This is a genomic window from Microbulbifer sp. 2205BS26-8 (assembly GCF_030731025.1).
GTDB classification, from domain to species: domain Bacteria; phylum Pseudomonadota; class Gammaproteobacteria; order Pseudomonadales; family Cellvibrionaceae; genus Microbulbifer; species Microbulbifer spongiae.
Genome location: NZ_JAVAMR010000055.1, coordinates 1 through 20,491, shown reverse-complemented (window position 1 = coordinate 20,491; position 20,491 = coordinate 1). Strand labels below are relative to the sequence as shown.

Genomic DNA, 20,491 nt, shown 5'->3' with positions numbered 1-20,491 from the left:
CGTCTTTTTCGCCTGGATTTCAATCTTTGCATAAGCGTTTTTAATCCGCTTTTTCCACTTCATTCAAGGTATGCTCTTCCAAGTTGAATCTGGGTCTTTTTTATGGCCACTTCTGAGTGGCTTTTGCGGAGTTAGGCTTAAGCTTTGCAATAGTTCTCCGACACTTGTCACGCTGACTTCGATACCAAATTTCTCACGAATCAGATCTGGCCCGATCTGACCTATCCACGATTCAAAATCAAAACTGTACTGACTTGGGTTACATCACCAATAATCCACCGATTAACCTCTTACCCCTAGAATAGGGACCTCGTCCTGTCGCGTCCAGATTTTGCTTTGGGAGCCAAAGCATCAATGTCCCTTTCCCATCCAATTTTTAACCACGGGAAAATGGTTTTGATACCCAGTCAAAAACTACGGGTAACTTCTACTGCTGAATCTCCATTAAATACGCGCTGAACGGCGATGTTTCGTATGAGGTGCTGCTCTTTAGTGTTAAGTTTTTGTCGTCGTATTTCATGTGCGCCATGATATGGTGATTTATTTATTATTTTCTCCCTGCTAGTGAATTATCTCGGTTATAAACTCACTGAAGTGGAACAGGCAGCAAAACACCATCATCTATTTTAGTTGTATCAACAGGAAAAACTCTAAATGGTGCAGGTGCGGGAAAAGGGTATTCTGTCCCAATTTGGCCGGCAACAACGACTTCTTTAAGTGTAAAATCCTCGTTTCCAAAAGACCAAAAATATACATTAGTTCTGTATTGTATGCCTTCATTAACATGTTCCGGACTTAAAGTGCCAATAGTAGCTGATAATGTATCACTGGGATCACCTACGACCGTATCCAGATAATATGTGTATGGCAGCGTGCTAATGTACCGCGAGGGAGTTAAACAATTATGCTCTCTATCCGAGTCAAGTCCTGTTCTTGGCACACGACAAGTAAGATTTTGAATTCGACCCTCATGCTCATAGGTAGATTCAGGTACATAGGTAACATCTTGTTGAGGTGTTGACCCGCCACAAGGTGCACTTGCCCCAATAATTTCCGGATTGCAATGTTCGGTATTCACTGCTTTGAATGCCATAGTGTTTTGTTTCATCTGCGCCTGTGAATCCCAAATAGTAGACCATTCGAATATTGAAGCAAATTCCCCTTCCATCCAGGGTGTCGGCTCCCCATAAACATGAATGAGCACTCCCCACAGGGTATCATCTTTATAAGGTAGCCAATATCTATCTCCCGGACAGTTCTTTTCAGGGGCAGTGGGACCGCCACAAATAGAGGGAGATTCACCTAAGGTCGTTGAATGCGTTGATAACATTTGTGATGATTTTTCTATGCCAAAAGAATCAAGGATGGGATTAGTAATAGTTTGTTCGTCAGGTCCCAATTCCTCGTGATCCCCTTCAGAAACAGCACCGAAAGAATGAGTTAGAGAATTTCTGTTTCCCGGAGTGCATGGATATTTTGGCATTGTAGAATTAGCCACTCTCTGTGTTGACTTATCCTCAAGTAATATTAATAATGCAGTATCTGGATTTTGGCTAATAGAGGATAATTTACTATAGCTCCCTAGAAGTTCTACACGCATAAATTCCAAAGGTTTTTTCAGCAAGTTTTGTAAACTATCTAAGTCTTTTTCTAATACTGCCCTGTCTCTATTTATTAATCCATATACCGATTGACGATCCCGCCTTATCATATTGCTGACGTCCCTGTCATGTTGGTTTTCTATGCATTGAAGTTTATCGCTCATGCTTCCTTCAATATGTGCAAAATTCATAAAAACCATTGTAAACACTTGTTCAGCAACAGGTATCCTCGCTTCCAGTCGCGTAACTTCAACCTCATTATTTTGTGCCCAGCTGAGTAGTGAAGCGAATTTTTTAGGTTGCTTAAAAAAAACAGTGGCGTCATGTTCTGTATAAGGTGATTCATGAGCGAGACGTGCCAATTCTGTTTGGTTGTCGATAATCGATGGGTACCTGTCCGAAAACACCGTATTGCTTTCTTCGACAATTTGTTCATATGTTTTTTCAGTCGCGCGTGTATTGACAGCAATAGTGCCAATAATTATTGATATGAAAATAGTGATTATGATATTTAAATTATGATTTTTCATAAGTGAATCCTCAATTGAAGACAGATATGAAAATCGGAAATTTATTAAGACTATCTAATAATCAAGAAATAAATATAACGACAAAGCTCTCAAATATTTTACTGATTCTTGTCCTTCATAGAATTATTGCGTGCCATATAATTTCCCTCCGGACACGCCTCTTATCACGATTAGTTAATTTGGTCAATGAAGTTAAGCTTTGAGTATAAATTAGGCGTAATTTTTAGGATCTTGGCGGCTAATCTTTCCGAAAAATAATCGATTGAACATCTGAATAAATTGGGAATAAATTGTGGTCATAGTAGAATGGCACTTGCTTAATCTTTCTGGGATGCTCATTTCTCCGAACGATTTCGCGTGCTACTGTAGTGGTCTACTAATCCCGGACACCAATTTAGGTGGTAAAGTCGCCGCCTGAGGCAGAGGTGTTCAATGAGTAAACAACGTAGATCCTTCTCTCCCGAGTTCAAATTAGATGCTGCCCGCCTGGTTGTCGATCAGGGCTATTCGATTTCAGAGGCGGCCCGGTCACTGGATGTCGGCACCACCGGCATCCGTCGCTGGGTAAAGCAGCTTGTGGCTGAACGTGGCGGTGAGACGCCTACCAGTAAGGCCCTTACCCCTGAGCAGCAAAGAATCCAGGAACTGAAGGCCCGGATTAATCTACCGGCGGAACTTTTGAGTTTGTAAAACAATAGCGTTGCCACCAAGATCGTATCCATTCAATGCTGCTTTCGCCTAACTGGGGATGTCCCTAGTACCCCGTCACGTCAAGGTGGTTGCCAGTATTGAGGATCCGGCAGTGATTGGGCACATCCTCAAACATCTTAAGCAGAAAGCCGCCAATCCCGACACGCCTCGCCACGCACTGCCGCCAGAACGGGCACCGCCTCAGGAAAAACTGTTCGATTCACCGCAGACTGGTCTATTCGATTGACGACGTAAAGCCAGCCACTGCCAACTTTCACAGTTTACAGCGGGCCTGACAACGGACCGTGAAGCGACTTGCGCCAAGAGAACCATCCGCAGGACTTTTCGATCAAATAGAGCAAAAAGTGATCGATTTCAAATGCCCACAGCTTAAAACTTGGGGTTTGAATGGTAAACAACCGCAGGGATTTCGGGTAGAATACTTCGGCTTAAGGCTAAATAGGTGGTTTATGCTTCCTCAACGGTGTCCGGCATTAAAAGCCCCCGCCACCAACCCAGAAAAGCACCCGGCCACTCTACAGCCCACATGAGGCCGTATAATTGAAATTCCGATATTTTTTGCCGCACGCAAAACCGCCTCTCTCATGTGTTTATACGGCGAATGGGGCAATGTAAAAAAACATAAAAAAATACTTGACATGGCTCGACAGGTGCGCGACGCGTTTTCTGGTTGCTTTTTAAACACTTTTGGGAGCACTCCATGTCATGTCGCAGCGAAACAATGTACGAAACACTAATGAACAAAACTGTACTGGCCGATTTTTTAGCACCCGCCATCACGGCGCTCGGCAAGGTGCGCCACAACCCGCAGCGATTCAAGTCGCTACCCATGCCCGCCTTTATCCTTGCAGGTTGTCTGCGGCATTTGCAAGGCATGAAAACGCTGCGCGAACAAATCCAGCAGTTGTTTCATTTGACCGATGCGGATTGCGTTCCTGTCGCACGATCGCCCTATTCCGATGCGTTGAGTTCCGAGCCACGCAAGACCATTCTTGAGCAGGCGCTTGCCAAACTCGTTCCACAAGCCCGAACGCAGCTGCCAGACCGTCTGCAGCAACTCAATGGGCTGCAAGGCCGAGCCGTCTACGCCACCGATGGCAGCTACCAGAGCGAAAGCGCCCACTACCGGCGCTGCACCCCGAAACAAGGTGGCGGGGACAATCCTAAGGGCCACATGATGTTGGCCTTTTACGATGTGCGCTTGGGCGCACCGGTCGATGTTCGCGTCGAAACCCAAAACCGCCATGAGATGCTGGTATTTAAAGACTACAGCAAAGAGTCCTATAGCCTATTGCGCCAGCGAAAGGCTCTGTGGGTTGTGGACCGGGCCTTTGTGGATATGCCATTCTGGGATGCGCAAAAGCGCCGCTATCGTCAAACCGTTATCACGCGCTGGAAAGAGAATCTGGTGATTGAGGACAGCACGGTCAAATCGTTTGATGAAACGATCATCAACGAAGGCGTTTACGACGACGAAGAAGTGACGCTGAAAGCCAGCAGCGAGCGCTGGCGGTTAATCAGCTACCAGTCCCCCGAGGGCACCTATTTCCAGTTCCTTACCAACGAGATGGATTTAGAGTCGGGTGTTATCGCTTTCCTGTACCTGCGCCGCTGGGATGAGGAGAAGTGCTACGATACCTGGAAAAACGACTTTGCCAGCGACAAAGCCTGGAGCAAAAGGCATACCGGGATCACCCAACAGGCATTACTGGCGATCATGACGTCACTGTTGCTGCTGTTGTTTGCACACCATCACCAGGGTCACTGGAAAATCGTAGACGAGAAAAGCCTGAAGAAACAGGACGCGCGGATAGACCAGCGGTACGTGAGGCATGAACAGCGCATTCCCTGGCACATCTTCTCTTACCGCGCTGTATCAAAAATAAGCCGGCAAATTATACGGTTCCTAAAACACTGCTTCCTAAAGAAATCCTCTTCTGGGCTGTACGAGAGGCAGCTGAAGCCATTGCTGCTGAGGTACCTATGATGCCAGACCGGACACCGTTGATGCTTCCTATACCCTGGAGACCCCATAATTGAATATTCTCATTCTCGGCGGCGACGGGTTCTGTGGCTGGCCCACCTCTCTGTATTTATCCCAGCAAGGTCACAATGTCACCATTGTTGACAACCTCTCCAGGCGAAAGATCGATGTCGAGCTGGAAGTCGAATCGCTGACCCCAATTCGATCGATCGGTGAGAGAGTCGAGGCCTGGCAGGAGATTACGGGCAAAACCATCGATTTCGCCTTGTTGGATATCGCGGCTGACTACCCTGCGCTGAAAGAACTGATCGAGCTAAAGCATCCCGACGCCATCGTTCACTTTGCAGAGCAGCGCGCCGCTCCTTACTCCATGAAAGGCGCGAGAGAAAAGATCTATACCGTCCGTAATAACCTGAACGCCACCCACAACATGCTCTGCGCAATCGTGGAACTGGGGCTGGACACCCACATCGTACACCTGGGCACGATGGGCGTGTACGGCTACGGTACCGCTGGTATGAAAATTCCAGAAGGATATCTGCCTATCAAGACTGAATTGCCCGATGGCACTGTCAGCGACCAGGAGATCCTCTACCCCTCTAATCCGGGCAGTGTCTACCACCTAACCAAGACTCAGGACCAGCTCTTTTTCGCCTACTATAACAAGAACGACAAGGTGAGGATCACGGACTTGCATCAGGGGATAGTCTGGGGGACTGCCACAGAAGAAACCAGCCTGGACGAGCGCCTGATCAATCGTTTCGACTACGACGGTGACTACGGCACGGTTCTCAACCGCTTTCTCATGCAGGCCGCCATAGGCTACCCGCTGACCGTGCATGGAACAGGCGGCCAGACCCGTGCCTTCATTCACATACGCGATACTGTGCGCTGCATACAACTCGCCGTGCTCAACCCGCCCGCCTGTGGGGAGCGCGTCAAGATCATGAACCAGATGACGGAGACACACAAAGTTCGCGATCTCGCCAGCATGGTTGCGGAAATTGCCGACGGCAGCGTGGATTTTCTGTCCAACCCACGTCACGAGGCAGAGGAAAATGAGTTGCATGTTGAGAACGCCTGCCTACTTGAGATGGGACTGAAACCCACCCGATTAGAACAGGGCCTACTCGGCGAAGTAGTCGATATCGCGCAGCGATATGCCCAGCGCTGCGATCGACGGAAAATACAGTGCGTATCTTACTGGAACAGCGAGCGCGCTGCCGCCATTCTGCAGCAAGAAAAGAACGTGTCAGTAGCTGTCGATGCCGAAAAGATCGAGCAGCTCAACGCCCGGCTCTCCGGCACTGAGAGGGATCTGGCCGAGGCTTAGCCTGCCCCAGCCGACGGCGAGAGATACAAGTCTTTCGGCTTGTCTGGATGGCCGTCTGGCCTCTATCGCCGAATGCGGTCCACAAATCGCCGCAGGGGTTTCGTTAACCTCCAGATGGTACTCTGTCGCAGATTGGCCAGCTCGATTTTGTAGCGGTCCCTGGTCTTCCTTACCCTCTGATTGGCTGCCCGCAGTTCCCGCAACCGCTTGCGCAAGTGAATCATCTCTTCCTCAAGATTCGCCGCTGTCAGCCTTAGCTCACTTAACTCAGCGGACTGTTTTTTGGTCGCATGGTCACTCTTCTTCAGTGGCCGCGTCAGCTCAGCGTTTCTGCGGCGCATCTCTTTTAGCTCCGCTCGGCGTACCTTGTCCGCAGCGCTGCTGGTTTGTGCCGCTTGACGCAGCTGGGCAATCTTATCTTCCAGCTCATTGCGCTTGCTCCACAGACGCTTTATCTGGTCCCGCTGTTCAGCCGACTTTTCCCGCGCTTCCTTGAATCGACCTTGAAAATGCCTCATGCGGCCGTAGAAACCTCTGGCGGACCAGAGGATATTCTGGTGCGCCAGCGGAGCCATACCGCTGTACAGTCGGACCAGGCGCAACGCATCGGCCCCCTTGGCGTTCTCACGCTCGCTGGTGCAATCCTCCGGGTGTCTCCGCCGAGTTAGAGCACGGGGTATTAAGTCGACTTGATAACCCTTCAGTCGAGCCTGAATTAAGATCTCGGTGCGCTCGCCACCCACCCGGTAGATGTCATTGAATCCGCCCAGCCGCAGGAAGGCGTCGCGCTTCAGGAATAGGTCTGATTCCACTGTCATGTTGCCGTAGAAGCTGCAGGCGTCGTCCGCTCCCAACGGTACGTGTAGCACGCTGCCCTGCCGCTGCTCTTCACCCGCTGCGATATGCTCCGATGGCAGTACTTCATGGAACGAAAACATGGCATCCATCCCTGTACACCGGGCAGTCCGTTCGAAGATCTCAAGGGCATCCGTCCGGGGCGCGTTATCTAAGTCGGTGAACAATAGCCAATGCCCCTCCGCCGCTGCCGCAGCCCTGTTTTGTGAGGCGGCATAGCCCAGTCGGTCGCTGTTGCGCAGAAATTTCCAGCCTTTGGATTCGTATTTTGACTCCAGGCTGGCGAACTTCTGCCGAGCCTCGGCAAGCTCACTGTCGTCGTCGATCACTATCAGCTCGCAGTGCTCATGTGACTGCTGCTCAAAGCGGTGAAGAACGAATTCCAGGCGCTCTGGCTCGTCCCGATGCACCATACATACCGAGACTCCAGCAACCTCCGCCTGCGGCGACGATGGCACAGGGAAGTACTTGCGGTGCTCATCGCGCTCTATCATGCCGCCAAGGCTATCGTGAAAAGCCCTCCACATGAACAGGTTCCGCTCGTTGTCGAAGGCCGGCGCGGCTACCACACCGCCCTTCTTGAGTACTGCTGCAAGCCGCGGCCACAAAGCCTGCGGCAAGGGCTTGAACAACACTTTTTCCCAATAGTCCTCACTTACCAGCTCCCGAGTGCCCCCGACGTCACTGGCCAGAAAGGGAAAGCGGTAAACCAGCGCCTCGTAGACCGCCAGGGAACTGTTTTCAATTAGCGATGGCATCACCGCCATACGCCCGGGCACGCTCAGATAGCGAATAGCGGTGGAGTGTTGAAAATCGGTGTGTATCTCGATGGGAAAAGGCCACCGCTCTGCCTGCTCGCAGATGTACTCCTCGGGGCTCAAATGCGCATGGGTGGCAATGCGCGAACCGGGTTTACCCAAAAAAGCGACCTTTTTCGGTGTGGTCCCCGCCCTAACCATGCGGGACACGGCGTCACAGAAAATTTGCAGGCCTTTGCGCCATTCGAGGCGACCAAAGAACACCAGCTCATCAATCGCCTGCACAACACCGACGGCGCGCGCAGATTCACCGCCCATTTCAATCGGCTCCAGGGCCAACACATTGGGCTGGACGTGTGTCCTTTCATGCGGCAATTGATAGCCCTGCACCTGCATCCATCGGAGCAGGTGGGCACTTCCACCCACTACGATGTCCGCCAATTCGACGGAGCGCTTCTCGGCGTAGCATTTGACCAGTTCGTCATCCGCCTCCAGCGGTATCGAGAGGTAATCGCGGTTCCACAGCCAGGGCGAGGAGGTTTTGACACAAAAGACAGTGTCCTGAAATGCGATACCCTGCCGTTTGGCGAGCAGACAGTAATACGCCGATCCGCGCCATTCCGAAACATGGACCAGATCGAACTGCCGTCCAGCGAGATACTGGTACATGGCGATCATGGGCATGATCCAGCGCGGTGAGTCGCACTCCAGCGGCAGTTCCGGGTCCGGCACGGGTACAAATTCTACATTCCTGGTGGCATAGTGATCGATCCAATGTTCGATGGACTCGATCTCCGAGTGGTTACCTCTAAGATAAAGAATCGTGACGGCATGTCCGACTTTAGCCAACATGTGGGCCAGATGCGTGTAGGTTGTGCCAATGCCGCCATTGCGAACCGGGCCGGCGATATCTTCCGTCGTAATACAAACGCGCAGGTGGCGATGCTGCGACTCTGGAAGAAGATACCCACTCAGGTCAGAAAACTCACCAAAGTCCGCGTCGTGTACTCTGGGCAAAACCCCTTCAACCACCTTCGTACTGGACTGAAAGGTTGCCTCATCGTAGATGGGGTGCTCCCTGTCCAGACTACCCACGGGGGGCGCGAGGTGTGCCTCCCTGTAGCCAGACATAACATCTGAGCGCAGACTACCGCCAGACTTCTTGTCACTCATACGATTCCGCAACCTCCTGCTCTCGAGTCAGCGCTGGGGATTAAAAAGGCGGCGATAAACGCGCCGCGCAAGCTTTTCAAGCCCGGCAGAATGCCCTACCACCCGGCGCCCGGCCTCCTTGATCCGGCCCTTTGGATTCGCGGCACTACCCGTGGTCTGGCCGTGCTCATGACACATCCCAGACGCGTAGCGCAGCAGATTAGCTATCTCAGGCTGCATGCCCTGAGTAAGAGGCTCCAGAACCCGGACGCGCCCGGCGTAGCGACTGTAGTGGCTCTGACGAATCCTGGTCCGGTTTATTCGATACCAATAAAGCGCTTCTGGAACCATGAAAATCTTCAGCCCGGAAAGATACGCCCGGACAAAAAACTCCAGGTCTTCCATCCCGACCTTATAATACTCAGAAAAACCGCCTATCCTTTTGACGGCCTCCCGGCGCACAAAGCAGTTGCTGTCACCGAATGGATTGAGCATCAGCGCCATCGCCAGATTTTCCCCCTGGTAGATGATCCGCCTACTCTTGTCGGGCTCAGTATCTGGCCGAAACCCGACGAATGTGTCGGAGCAGCAGGTGAGAACATCCGCTTCGGTATGGCCGGCCACCTGAACAAAGGTGGCGACTTCTTCCGGCTTCGCCTCATTGTCGTCGTCCATGAAAAGTATGTAATCGCCCTTAGCCTGGGCAATCCCCGAATTTCTCACCGCACCCGGATAGCGATTGTCCTGCCGAACCACGCTCACAGGGAAAGAGTAGGCAGACTTCTCGATGTCCGCCAAAACTTTTATGGACTGACCGTCCGTACTGCCATCATCCACAATGACAATTTCGAGATTGCGGTAGGTCTGTTTCAGCACGGATTCAAGTGCATTGCGTAGGAGTGTTCCACGGTTGTGGTGGGCAATGCACACACTGACCAACGGTTTTTTTAAATCGCCATCGTGCCCAGCGCGCCTTTCGCTCGCCGGCTGATCCGCCGCCCACAAATGCCACTGCAACCACTCAGACAAGCTCTTTTCAAAATCGAAGGACGCGGTGGCCAGCGGACAGCCGTTTTCCAATAGAGAGCGCAGGCAACGCGCCAGACCATTCGGACTCGCTTCAAATACCACATCAGACCAATCAGCCTCGGCGATCAACTCCCTGCCACCACCGGCGGAACTGGTGACAAAAGGGATGGCTTTGGCCAGGCATTCGTAGACGCCAAAAGGGCTGTTATCCATCAGGGAAGGCATTACCGCGACCCGGCCCCTCTCTGCTTTCAAATAATCCAATGCCGCAGGCTGGCTCTTATCCTGGTACACCGTCACCTCTATACCCAAGGAGGCCTGCAAACGCTCGATCAGCGGCGCCAGCTTGAAAGTCCTGCGGACCTTGCCCAGTAGCGTCACCCTGGGCACTTGGCGCCCATCAAAAAAGCCGTCAGCTTTGAGATTGACCAGGGCGTCGACAAAGAAATGGATACCCTTTCGAGGCTCAATACGACCGAAGAAAACCAGCTCTTCGACCTCGACGATTCTGCTTTCCCCTTCCCGGATATGGATGTCTCCAACCGGAAAAACGTTCGGCTGCACATAGGTTCTGCCATGGGGTAACGCGTAGCCCTGATCCACCATCCAATTCAGCAGATATCGACTGCCGCAGATCACGTAGTCCGCCATCTCCACGCACCGACGCTCCATGAACATCGTCGACAGGGACCTCACATCCGCTATCGTCTCCGCATTGCCCATACGGTTCCAGAGCAAAGGGCTGGAGCACTTGACCACGAACCGGGTTTTCTGAAAATGCAGCCCCGAGCACTTCGCCTGAAGACAAAGATATCCTGTCGCGCTCCACTCGGACACGTGAACAATATCGAATTCCGTCTCGCGCGATTTCAACCAGTCCAGCGCCATGTAGGGCAGGCGCATCGCGCTGGTCATCGGTCCCCTGGCGAGAACGACAGCGATATCGTCCGCCGGTATAAACTCTATACGCTGTTTTGCGTAGAAGTCGCGCCAGTATTCCAGCGTCTCATTGACACAGCTCTTACTGCAGTAGAACACCGTGACCTTGTGTCCCGTTTCGCTGAGCGCTCGGGCCGCGTACATATAAGCGGTGCCGATGCCACCGTTGAGAACCGGCCCCACGAAATCTTGGGTGATGATGCAGATGTTCAGTGGCCTGAAAGGAAGAGCGGCACATGCAGCCTGGCCCAATCCCGGAAAGGCAAGATCGCTGCGCGCCTGTCCCGCCAGATCGATTCTATCGCGCTGGTAAAAGAAATCAGGTGAAGGCATAGGACCTACTCATCGGGACGACCTCAGCCGCTGACTCTTGAGGGATTCTCGAAATAATTCATAGCAGCTTTCTCAGCAAGGGCTTGAGCATTTCAAGTAGGCGGGGAAAGCGGTACATGAATCGGCGGACTCTGTTATAGCGAAGGAGCCGCCTGGCGAGCAGCCGTTTCACACTGACTTCATCGGCAGCCTGTCCCTGGGCATAGCGCAGCAGGTTGTCTATCCCTGCGTTTAAACTCAATTCTCGGATATAGGTTTCGGTAACCCGCTGTCTACCGGCGAAGCTCGCGTAGTGCTTGCTGCGCATACGATTTGCACCCACCCGGTACCAGTAGAGCGACTCAGGGATAAGCTCCAGCTGAAATCCTCGCAGCACGGCGCGGGCAAAAAACTCCTGGTCGTCCAGGCCGACCTTATACTCTTCGCTGAAGCCCCCGATCTCGAGATAGCTTGTCCGCTTGATCATGCAGTTCGAATCGCCAAAGGGATTGCGGAAGTAGCCCGTAGACAGATCAGCGCCAACAAACAGGATACGACCAGAAGAAGCAGGGGGCTGACTACCGCTCACATCGAGAAACATGTCGCTGAAACAAGTTAGAATATCCGCGTCGGTGCGCCTGGCCACATCGACAAAACACCGCAGGGCCTGGGGCTGCAACAGATTGTCATCATCCAGCATCAGGAGATACTCACCCGCCGCCTCTCTGGCGGCTCTATTTCTCGCCTTACCTAAATAACCCTTTTCCTGCCGTATAAGCCGGTACGGAAAATCAAACTGCCGCTGCTTTAGTGTATCGATGAACTCCCTGGCTGGCTCTGAATCCGAGGCATCGTCCACAATAATCAGTTCGATATTCGTGTACTCTACCCGCGCTACCGAATCGATAGCCTGGGCCAACTCTGCCGGCCGGTTACAGGTCACAAGACAGATGCTGACCAATGGATCCTCACCGGTGAGAACATCTGCATGCGACGCTAAACAGCTTGTTTCATGCCATCTTTTCCAATCGGCTAAAGACTCTGATAACTTACCCACCGCAAGCGTCGTTTGCGGCTTCCCGGCGAGCTGCTTCGCGATGCACATCGAGAGTGCCGGCGGCGTGGGATCACACAGGGTTCGCTCATGCTCCTGTGGCTGGATCAATTCCCTGGCGCCACCGCGATTGCTGGTGATAAACGGCTTTTCGCAGGCCAGCATTTCATAGACACCAAAGGGGCTGTTATCGATGAGTGATGGCATTACCACCAGGCAGCCCGGTCGGCCCACCAGATAAGCCAGAGCCTCCGGTTGGCCCAGGCCATCTACTATCCGGTACGCAACTCCAAATGGCCCGAGTACACTGCGGATGGCTGCGCTTGCATCAAAATCACTGCGCTTTTTACCGAGAAAGGTGAAGCGGATCTGCGACAGGTACGCGCCGGAACTGTTTGACAGCAACATGGCAAGCGCGTCGAGATAAACCAGCAGCCCCTTGCGCGGCTCCAGCCGACCAAAGAAAACGATCTCATCAAAGGAATCCGCGAGTGCTGGTGGGCGGGATTCTACGACAGTGTCAGGAAACACATTGGGTTGCGCGAAACAGCGACCGGCGGGCAGCTCATAGCCGTTCTCCCGCATCCAGTTCAACATATATTGACTGCCACTAACTACGGTATCCGCCAACTCGATGCACCGTCTCTCCATATAGATTCTCGGTAGATCCGCTATATGCGACGTCGGCTGGCTGTTTCCGATCCTGCTCCACAGCAGTGGGCTGGAGGACTTGAGGACGAAGTGTAGGCTCGAGAAGTGAAGGCCGAGCTTCTTTGCCAGCAGGCAGTAGTAGAGATCGGCGCCCCACTCCGACCCGTGGACCAGGTCGTACTCATCTGCGTGCCGCTTGAGATGTTCGTAGACGCCATACTGTAGCTCACAGGCCTCGCCCATCAGGCTGGAAACCGGTTTGATCCCAGGCATGGGACACGGGGTCAACTTGATCCCTCTCTCCCCATACCAGGCCACCCAATGGGCAAAGCTATGGTCTGCCGAATAAGAGCCGAGGCTGAACAGAATCTCCACCCTATGCCCCACCCTGGCCAGCTCCGTGGCGAGATAGTAGAAAGCCGTCCCGACCCCTCCATTTCTAACCGGCCCCAGAATATCCTGACACACGATCAAAACGCTTTTGGTTGACGGTTTAGTGGCTCGTCGGGAATCAGATTCCAGCCCGGGGAAAATCTCCGCCTGCATGGGGCCAACCCTCATTCGTCAAGGTTGCGTTGGCAAAGCCAATCCCATGTCATAGCCAAGCCCTCCCGCAAACTGATTTCGGGGTGGAATCCAAGCACTTCGCGTGCGCGATCATACGTAGCAAAGTTTCGCTCGACCTCTCCGGGCCGCCGGTCAGCAAATTCTATGGGGTGATCCGGCTGTCCACTAATCTCCTTAAAGTAGCCCGCCAGGGTTGCCAGGGACGTCTCCTCTCCACTGGCCAAGTGAATAACCTCCGGTGTGGACAAATCCAGCGTGAGCGCCGACAGCAGGCCCCGGCAGATATCGTCCACATGAATATAGTCCCGGGTTGCGCTGCCGTCACCGTAGATAACCATGGGCTGCTCCGCCTGTATGCGGCGAAAGAACTGGTTTATGACACCCTGCTTGTGGTCTGAATACGCACCATAGACGTTGGCGAAACGCGTAGCCACGGTCGGCAGTCCATAAGCGTGGGCAAAGGCGTGACAGTAGGCCTCGCAACAGAGCTTACCCGCGCCATAGGGCGATATCGGCCTGGGCAATGAGTTCTCGTTAACCGGTGGCGTGGCATTGCCGATCAAAGCGCCACCAGTGGATGAGAAAACCAGCCTTTCGACGCCGGCCTCTGTGGCAGCCCTGAGCACGTTGAAAGTGCCAAGCACATTGGATTCGAAATTGGTGACAGGGTCCTCGATCGACTCAACCACGGAACCCAAGGCCGCCAGGTGCACGGCCCGATCGACACCTGCGAAGGCCCCGCCAATAGCCTCGGCCTGACGTATGTCCGCCTCTACTATCTCAACGTCCAATCCCTGTAGGTAGGCCTGCCGGCCTCGCGCAAAGTTGTCCAGCACACGCACCGCATAGCCTCGTTCGAGCAACAACCTGACCAGGTTACTGCCCACGAAACCCGCGCCCCCGGTAACCAATACTCTATCGATCATCGAGCTATAGCCCCCGCCAGTTCAAACAATCCCTATTCAAGCGACTCGCTAACTCCGGCACTACAAACCAATCGGGCTGCGATAAAAGGGCCCTATTGGGACGCTTTGCTTGTAGCTGCGTATTTTTGTAACTGTGAACATCTAATTTTGCGAAGCGTGAACACCCCAGACGCCGCCCTCACACAGGCGGCACCTTTGTAGCGCAAGTGTTCACAGTGAGTCAACTTCTGCGAGTTTTTTGCGCATGGATTCGCCCTCCAGCTTGATGCGGTGCGCATTGTGCAGCAGCCGGTCGAGGATGGCGTCGGCGAGGGTGGGGTCGCCGATGGTCTGGTGCCATTCGCTGACGGGCAGTTGGCTGGTGATGAGGGTGGAGCCGCAACCGTGGCGGTCCTCGATCACTTCCAGCAGGTCGTTGCGCTGCGGCGGCGTGAGCCCCTCCAGTCCCCAGTCGTCCAGGATGAGGACGTCGGTCTTGGCGAGCTGCGCCAGCAGCTTGCCGAAGCTGCCGTCGCCGTGGGCGATAGTGAGGCTCTCCAGCAGGCGGCTGCTGCGGAAGTAGCGCACCGGGATACCCCGCTCGCAGGCACTTTGCCCGAGGGCGCAGGCGAGGTAGGTTTTGCCGGTGCCGGTGGGCCCCTCAATCAGCAGGTTGCGGCGCTGCTTGAAGGGGCGCCGGTTGAGGTCTCCCAAGAGGTCACGGATGGCCTGGTTGAGCGCGGCGAGGGTGAAGAACTCCCGCTTGCGCAGGCGCATCAGTATCCAGCGCTCCACCACCTGCACGCCCACCTCTGCCTTGGACTTGTCCTTGGGTTTGTAGGGGCGCGCCGGCAGCACCGCCACGCCGTAGTGGGCCGCGAGCTGCTGGTAGGTGGGGTTGATGTCCGGATCGTAGCGGCAGGCACGGCTGACGGCGCTACGGAGGTTATCGGGCACCAGCACCTCACTCACCCCGCCCAGAAAGCTGAAGCAGCGCACGTGCGAGCCGATCCAGTCGGGCAGCGACTGAGTCCAGGTGGCCTCGGAGTAGGTGTAACTGGAGGCCCCCAGCACCGCCACGAAAACCTGTGCCTGGCGCACCTCGCCGGTGTCCGGATTGATCACCGGCACTGTGGGCCCGCAGTAGTCCACGAACAGCTTCTCGCCGGCGCGGTGCTGCTGGCGCATGGACAGCTGGCGCTTGCCCCGCCAGTGCCGGTAGAGGACGGTGAAGCGCGAGTAGCTATAGTGGGCGTCGGGGTTGTCGCGGGCGTACTCCTCCCACAGCAGCTGCAGGGTCATGCCCTTGCACTGCAGCTCCCGCTGTATCGCGGTGAAGTCCGGTTCCGCCATAGTCCTGCCCTCCAGGGGCTTGCGCTTGGGTTGCAGGCGCGCGGCCAGCGCCGCCTCGGACCACTCCGGCGGCAGTGGCCAGGTGATCCCAGCCATCTCGGCGCGGCGCAGGTACTTGGAGACGGCGCCCACGGAGAGGTTGAGGCTACGGGCGATCTGGCGCTGGGAGAGGTTGGCCTCGTGGTGGAGGCGCAGTAGTTCCTTGAGTTTTTGCATAGAGACCCTCTTGGTTGTCATGTTGGCTCCTGACGGTTGAGAAACACGAAAGGAGCGCAGGGTAAGTGAGGGCCTGCGGAAGGGGGAGAGTAGAGGAATTTTGTCAACCGTGAACGGTGGTTTTTATCTGTGAACACCTATTTTTGCCGGGTGGCAAAAGTGTTCACGCTTGGAGAAAAATCGGTGTTCACGGTTGGCGAAAACAGGTGTTCACAGTTGGGAAAAAAATGCATCCGGCACTACAAACCAATCGGGCTGCGATAAAAGGGCTCTATTGGGACGCTTTGCTTGTAGCCACACAGAATACTACGCGCGTGGCCAGGTCCTCGTAACCAACACCGTGTTGTCGCGCCGCTTCCTCGACGATATCAGGAGTCAATCTTGCCAGAATGTCCTCGGCATCCCGCTGTTCTTCCCAGATCTCAATATCCAGCAGTCGATCGACCAATGTCCGGAGGGCGTTCAATGTAACCCGGTTGAGATTCCTGAAAAGATAGTCGTCGGGCGGAATCTGACCGATCCCAATGACGTGCTGCCAGTCGGCGTAGCGACGGTGCTGTTCGTTCTGGGGGTCATACTGGCTCAACCTGATGGGCGGGCGGTGGTGCCCGTTCCAGGAGTAATAGTGGTGGTGCAGGAAGATCATTTTCGAGTCCTGGTGCATCAAGGGCACCAGCCCCTCGAACACTCGATCTATGTCCATCAAGTGCTCGGTAACATTGTGCATGACGATACAGTCGTACTGCTGCGTGTGGGCAATGTCTTCCGATTTACCCTGGATCAGATGCAGGCCCGGTAGAAGCTTCATCGCCTCCCTGCCCGTCATCGGCATCTGCGACCACTCGCGCGTCCGCTTGTTCTTGGCACACAAACCGTCCATTTCCAACTGCGGATCGAGCCCGGTATAGGAACTGGCACCCGCGGCCAGAAACCCGGCTCCATATGCACTGAATCGACAGCCGACATCGAGCACGCTACGCCCTTGCACATAACGCTGAATTCGCCTAGGCCAGATCAGGTAGCCCAGACTCACCGACATGTCTATCAGCGCGGGATGGTAATTCGCAAGCGCCTCGCGGCAATCCCGATTGAACAAAATATGGGCAGCCCTCGCATACAGCCCATCCTCATCCCAGCGACTGCACTCAATAAAGGGCAAATAGTCGCGAAGGCGGGTCAGCAGCGCGTCCAGATCCCCCGCCCCCGCCCCTAAAGTGCGTTCAATCTCATCGACCAGACTTTCAAGGGACACGCGGTGGGCCTCGGCGTCCAGCGTGGCCTGCACTCGTTCAAGACATCGGGCGGCGGTAGTGCTATCGGAGTCCAGAAGAAGGGCCCTGCGATAGTGGTCTGCGGCGGCCTGCAACTCGCCCCTTTGTTCACGAATTCGGCCGTATTGCATGACGAGGCCGACACGTTCACTCTCTAGCCCTTCGAAATCGGCCAATGTTTGCTCGGCCCTGTCCATCTCTCCACGAAGCAGGTAGCACCTTGAAATTTCCAGAGATAGCCATAGGTGTGGCCTCTCGGGGGTACACCGCAGCAACAAGTCCAGCGCGGCATCTATCTCGCCGCCTACTCGCAGTCTGCGCGCCTCTGACAGTGTGTCTTTCAACATTCGGGCATCCGTACCTAATACAAGTCTATGGAGCTACGCGATCTTCGCCTGCGGCAAAAGCATACACCTGCTCATTGCGCGCCGCAGCCCCGCCACCTCGGAGGCTTCGCCGCTGCGCCGAGCCGACATTGCAGGCCCCCTGTATCCATAGGTTAGGGTACTATTTCCGCAGCAGATCCTCATACAAGCCGAGAGTCTGAGCGATGACATGTTCGTTACTATAAGTCTGTTCAACTTTTTTGCGAGCGTTGGTGGCGAGCTGCCGGCGCCGGTCGGGATCATCGACCAGCGCGCCTATGGCACTCTCCAGTGCCTCTAGGTTACCGGCAGGTACCAGCAAGCCATCTCGATTCGAATGAATAAACTCGCGGCAACCCGGCATATCAGTAGCAACCACCGCACGACCCACCGCGCCCGCCTCCACCAGGACCCGCGGAAGCCCCTCGCCATAACGGGTGGGAAGGCAGACAAGATTGACATCCGCTATGAGTCGCTCGATATCGCGAACCTGGCCGTGCCAATCGATAATTCCTCCGGAGATCCATTGAGTAAGCTCATCGCCTGGTATCGCATCGTGGCTGTCGCTGTCGACTATTCCGGCGACATGCAGCTCTAGGGTTTTGCCCTGCCTTCGAAGAGACTCCACCGCCGCCACGAGCTGATCCAGCCCCTTGCTCTTCAGCAGCCGGCCGGCAAACAAAATTTTCAGGGTGGTCCTGCCATCGTCAACCTCCTCACTCCAGGAAAATCGATCCAGATCCACACCGGCTCCGGGCACGATTACGGCCTGGGAGCCGGACAGCACCTGCCGCGATCTCAGCAGCTCCATATCGTGACGATTCTCAAAGCTGACCATGGTCTTCCTCGCCGCGAAGGCAAATCCCATGAGTTTCTCCAGGCCCGCCCATAAACTCCTATAAAATACCGTGTCCTTGGAGTAAGCATGGCCCAGCCCCACGACACTGGACAGACAGGGAATATTGCGCCAGCGCGCTATGAAGCCTCCGTAAACTACCGGCTTCAGCGTGACGCAGTGGATAAGGTCGGGCTGAAGATCCTTGAGCAGCGAATACAGCTGCATCACGCAGCTAATCTCGCGCACTGGATTTAGACTTCGACGGGAGAGAGGAATTTCGTGCAGCTTAAAACCCAAATCCGCGATGCGCACGGCGAGAACGGGATCGGTCGAGGCGGCCAAGATATGCACGCTATAGCCACACTGTTGTGCCGCCTCCGCGCGGTCCTGCCAGTGCAGCAGAAAATACCAGTCTACATTGACAATGTAGACCAATCGCCTAGATGCTTGAACAGATTTACGCAAATTCTCGGCCCATTTGGAGCCATCGCTTCTCCCCGGAACGGAGTATGCTACTGACAACAGTCTCATATTCCCGCCCGCATGGACGCGCAGGCTGCGCTTGTTACTCGCGCGACAATTTGGCCCGCGAATCCAACCCACGCCACCTTCAAACAGTAGTACAATCTGGCGCAGCTGAGTCAACTCAAGCCTGTGCACTAAGGCGTACCACTGGATGCTCGGCTACTAACCTAGAGTAATCGCCTATTGCCACTCAATATCGGGCTTGATGCGAAGTGCTCGAACCGTGGTGTGCGCAATGCGAGCATATGGTTTGCCGCAGCGGCGGCAACTCAGCTTATCACTGGACGAGATGAAACCCAAGAAACTCGTCCGCATCCAGCCAAACGTGACCACTCTAGAAGGAGGTCATCGGATTGAATACCATGAGTTGGGGTAGAACCTCCGCCGGGTGTATTTGTCATCCGCAGATCAGTGATTTCGAAATACCAACGCCAGCACATCTACTGGAAACACCCGGCATGCTGTCCATTTCGGAACGAAAATTTTTATACTCTCTTGCGAAGAGCAAGTACAAAGCGCAGGGTTTTGTCATAGATGCGGGGAGCTTTATGGGCTCATCCGTCGTTGCGCTTGCGCAGGGCCTGACGGAGAATCCCTATCTGAAAAATCCGGGCTCGAACTGGCTCGAAGGCGAAAAACCGATTCATAGCTATGAACTTGGCTATCTTCCAGCGCCTGCAAACGGCGCCGATGTTGTCAGACATTTCGACCATGTAAGGTATAAATTCGGAGACTCATTCGTACCTACCCTCAAAGACAATATTGCACCGTACACTGAGCTAATTAACCTAAATATCGGCGACTTCAACACCTTTACCTGGCCAAAGCGGGCAATTGAAATCTGTTTTGTCGATGTGTGCAAAACACCGGCACTAAACAGGCATGTCACTCAACAATTTATGCCAAATCTTCTCCCCGATTCGTCATTTTTTATAAATCAGGACTTTTTCTTTGACCGGCTACCTTGGATCAAAATAACGATGGGTTATCTTGCAGAGTATTTTGAATGGTATGGACAGGTTTTCACCACTTCGATATATAAATGTACTAAAAAGATTCCTGATCATATCGTTGAATATGATCCATTTACTCAGGCCTCATTAGATGAATGCCTGAAGTATCATGACTGTTATGCCAATCAGCATTTGGAAGATATGTTTCAATTACGAATGGAGATATCCAAGGCCTATTTGCTGGGCGAGAAGGGCAATGCCGTCGATGCGCTGGACCACCTTGATGCTGTGGGGAAAACCTTTGAGCATACGTTTCATGACGAGGGGCTCAGAGGTATGCACAACAAGAACCGCTATGACCGCGCAGTGCGACAAATTAAGAGAAAATTTCAATAGATCAATCAAAAATCTGTGTTGCCCGCTATACTGGATTGAAAAGCAGGCTAACCGAAATGGTCTCGCTTTGGCCTCGCGGCAGGGTAATCCCCTCATTTTTACCCGCAACCAAAAGTAGAGGTTAAGCCACCATCAACGGTGGTTTACCGCCATTTGCTTTGTGTGGCCGGCGGTGATTGTAAAACCATAACCG

Annotated in this window: 11 protein-coding genes and 4 pseudogenes; 5 read left to right on the top strand and 10 right to left on the bottom strand. The window is 54.0% G+C overall.

Going from position 1 to position 20,491, the window contains the following annotated elements:
- Positions 1-63: 63 nt before the first annotated feature.
- Both Q5Y71_RS17645 and Q5Y71_RS14520 read right to left on the bottom strand, forming a co-directional pair.
- Positions 64-201, bottom strand: a complete 138-nt coding sequence (locus tag Q5Y71_RS17645; protein WP_371877068.1) for a winged helix-turn-helix domain-containing protein — start codon at positions 199-201, stop codon at positions 64-66.
- Positions 202-586: 385 nt separating this feature from the next.
- Positions 587-2,131: a hypothetical protein gene (locus Q5Y71_RS14520; protein WP_306042826.1), complete on the bottom strand. Its 1,545-nt coding sequence runs from the start codon at positions 2,129-2,131 to the stop codon at positions 587-589.
- A 432-nt stretch (positions 2,132-2,563) separates the two neighbouring features.
- Here Q5Y71_RS14520 and Q5Y71_RS14515 point away from each other — a divergent pair.
- The 4 genes and pseudogenes from Q5Y71_RS14515 to Q5Y71_RS14500 form a co-directional block, all read left to right on the top strand.
- Positions 2,564-2,794, top strand: a pseudogene (locus Q5Y71_RS14515) (transposase); the annotation flags it as partial.
- Positions 2,795-2,897: 103 nt separating this feature from the next.
- A pseudogene (locus Q5Y71_RS14510) lies at positions 2,898-3,068 on the top strand (IS91 family transposase); the annotation flags it as partial.
- A 510-nt stretch (positions 3,069-3,578) separates the two neighbouring features.
- Positions 3,579-4,829, top strand: a complete 1,251-nt coding sequence (locus tag Q5Y71_RS14505; protein WP_306042825.1) for a transposase — start codon at positions 3,579-3,581, stop codon at positions 4,827-4,829.
- 49 nt (positions 4,830-4,878) lie between these two features.
- Positions 4,879-6,159, top strand: coding sequence for an NAD-dependent epimerase/dehydratase family protein (locus tag Q5Y71_RS14500; protein WP_306042824.1), 1,281 nt, complete (start codon positions 4,879-4,881; stop codon positions 6,157-6,159).
- Between the two features lie 62 nt (positions 6,160-6,221).
- On the opposite strand, the gene Q5Y71_RS14495 is transcribed toward Q5Y71_RS14500, so the two are convergent.
- The 8 genes and pseudogenes from Q5Y71_RS14495 to Q5Y71_RS14460 form a co-directional block, all read right to left on the bottom strand.
- Entirely contained in the window at positions 6,222-8,945 is a 2,724-nt protein-coding gene (locus Q5Y71_RS14495; protein ID WP_306042823.1) for a glycosyltransferase, read from the bottom strand.
- 27 nt (positions 8,946-8,972) lie between these two features.
- Positions 8,973-11,225: a glycosyltransferase gene (locus tag Q5Y71_RS14490; RefSeq protein ID WP_306042822.1), complete on the bottom strand. Its 2,253-nt coding sequence runs from the start codon at positions 11,223-11,225 to the stop codon at positions 8,973-8,975.
- 58 nt (positions 11,226-11,283) lie between these two features.
- Positions 11,284-13,377, bottom strand: coding sequence for a glycosyltransferase (locus Q5Y71_RS14485; RefSeq protein ID WP_306042821.1), 2,094 nt, complete (start codon positions 13,375-13,377; stop codon positions 11,284-11,286).
- Between the two features lie 89 nt (positions 13,378-13,466).
- Positions 13,467-14,402, bottom strand: coding sequence for an NAD-dependent epimerase/dehydratase family protein (locus tag Q5Y71_RS14480; RefSeq protein ID WP_306042820.1), 936 nt, complete (start codon positions 14,400-14,402; stop codon positions 13,467-13,469).
- A 210-nt stretch (positions 14,403-14,612) separates the two neighbouring features.
- Positions 14,613-15,056: pseudogene (locus Q5Y71_RS14475) on the bottom strand (ATP-binding protein); the annotation flags it as partial.
- A gap of 6 nt (positions 15,057-15,062) precedes the next feature.
- Positions 15,063-15,950, bottom strand: a pseudogene (gene istA, locus Q5Y71_RS14470) (IS21 family transposase); the annotation flags it as partial.
- Between the two features lie 271 nt (positions 15,951-16,221).
- Entirely contained in the window at positions 16,222-17,568 is a 1,347-nt protein-coding gene (locus Q5Y71_RS14465; RefSeq protein ID WP_306042819.1) for a class I SAM-dependent methyltransferase, read from the bottom strand.
- A 160-nt stretch (positions 17,569-17,728) separates the two neighbouring features.
- A complete protein-coding gene (locus tag Q5Y71_RS14460) occupies positions 17,729-18,859 on the bottom strand; it encodes a glycosyltransferase family 4 protein (RefSeq protein ID WP_306042818.1) in 1,131 nt (376 codons plus the stop codon).
- A 443-nt stretch (positions 18,860-19,302) separates the two neighbouring features.
- On the opposite strand from Q5Y71_RS14460, the gene Q5Y71_RS14455 reads away from it, so the two are divergent.
- Positions 19,303-20,298, top strand: coding sequence for a hypothetical protein (locus Q5Y71_RS14455; protein WP_306042817.1), 996 nt, complete (start codon positions 19,303-19,305; stop codon positions 20,296-20,298).
- Positions 20,299-20,491 lie beyond the last annotated feature (193 nt).

Excerpts from the sequence above, each read along its gene's own strand:
- Q5Y71_RS14520 (WP_306042826.1), bottom strand. The coding sequence starts at position 2,131 with ATGAAAAATCATAATTTAAATATCATAATCACTATTTTCATATCAATA.
- Q5Y71_RS14465 (WP_306042819.1), bottom strand. The coding sequence starts at position 17,568 with ATGTTGAAAGACACACTGTCAGAGGCGCGCAGACTGCGAGTAGGCGGC.
- Q5Y71_RS14490 (WP_306042822.1), bottom strand. The coding sequence starts at position 11,225 with ATGCCTTCACCTGATTTCTTTTACCAGCGCGATAGAATCGATCTGGCG.
- Q5Y71_RS14480 (WP_306042820.1), bottom strand. The coding sequence starts at position 14,402 with ATGATCGATAGAGTATTGGTTACCGGGGGCGCGGGTTTCGTGGGCAGT.
- Q5Y71_RS14495 (WP_306042823.1), bottom strand. The coding sequence starts at position 8,945 with ATGAGTGACAAGAAGTCTGGCGGTAGTCTGCGCTCAGATGTTATGTCT.
- Q5Y71_RS14505 (WP_306042825.1), top strand. The coding sequence starts at position 3,579 with ATGAACAAAACTGTACTGGCCGATTTTTTAGCACCCGCCATCACGGCG.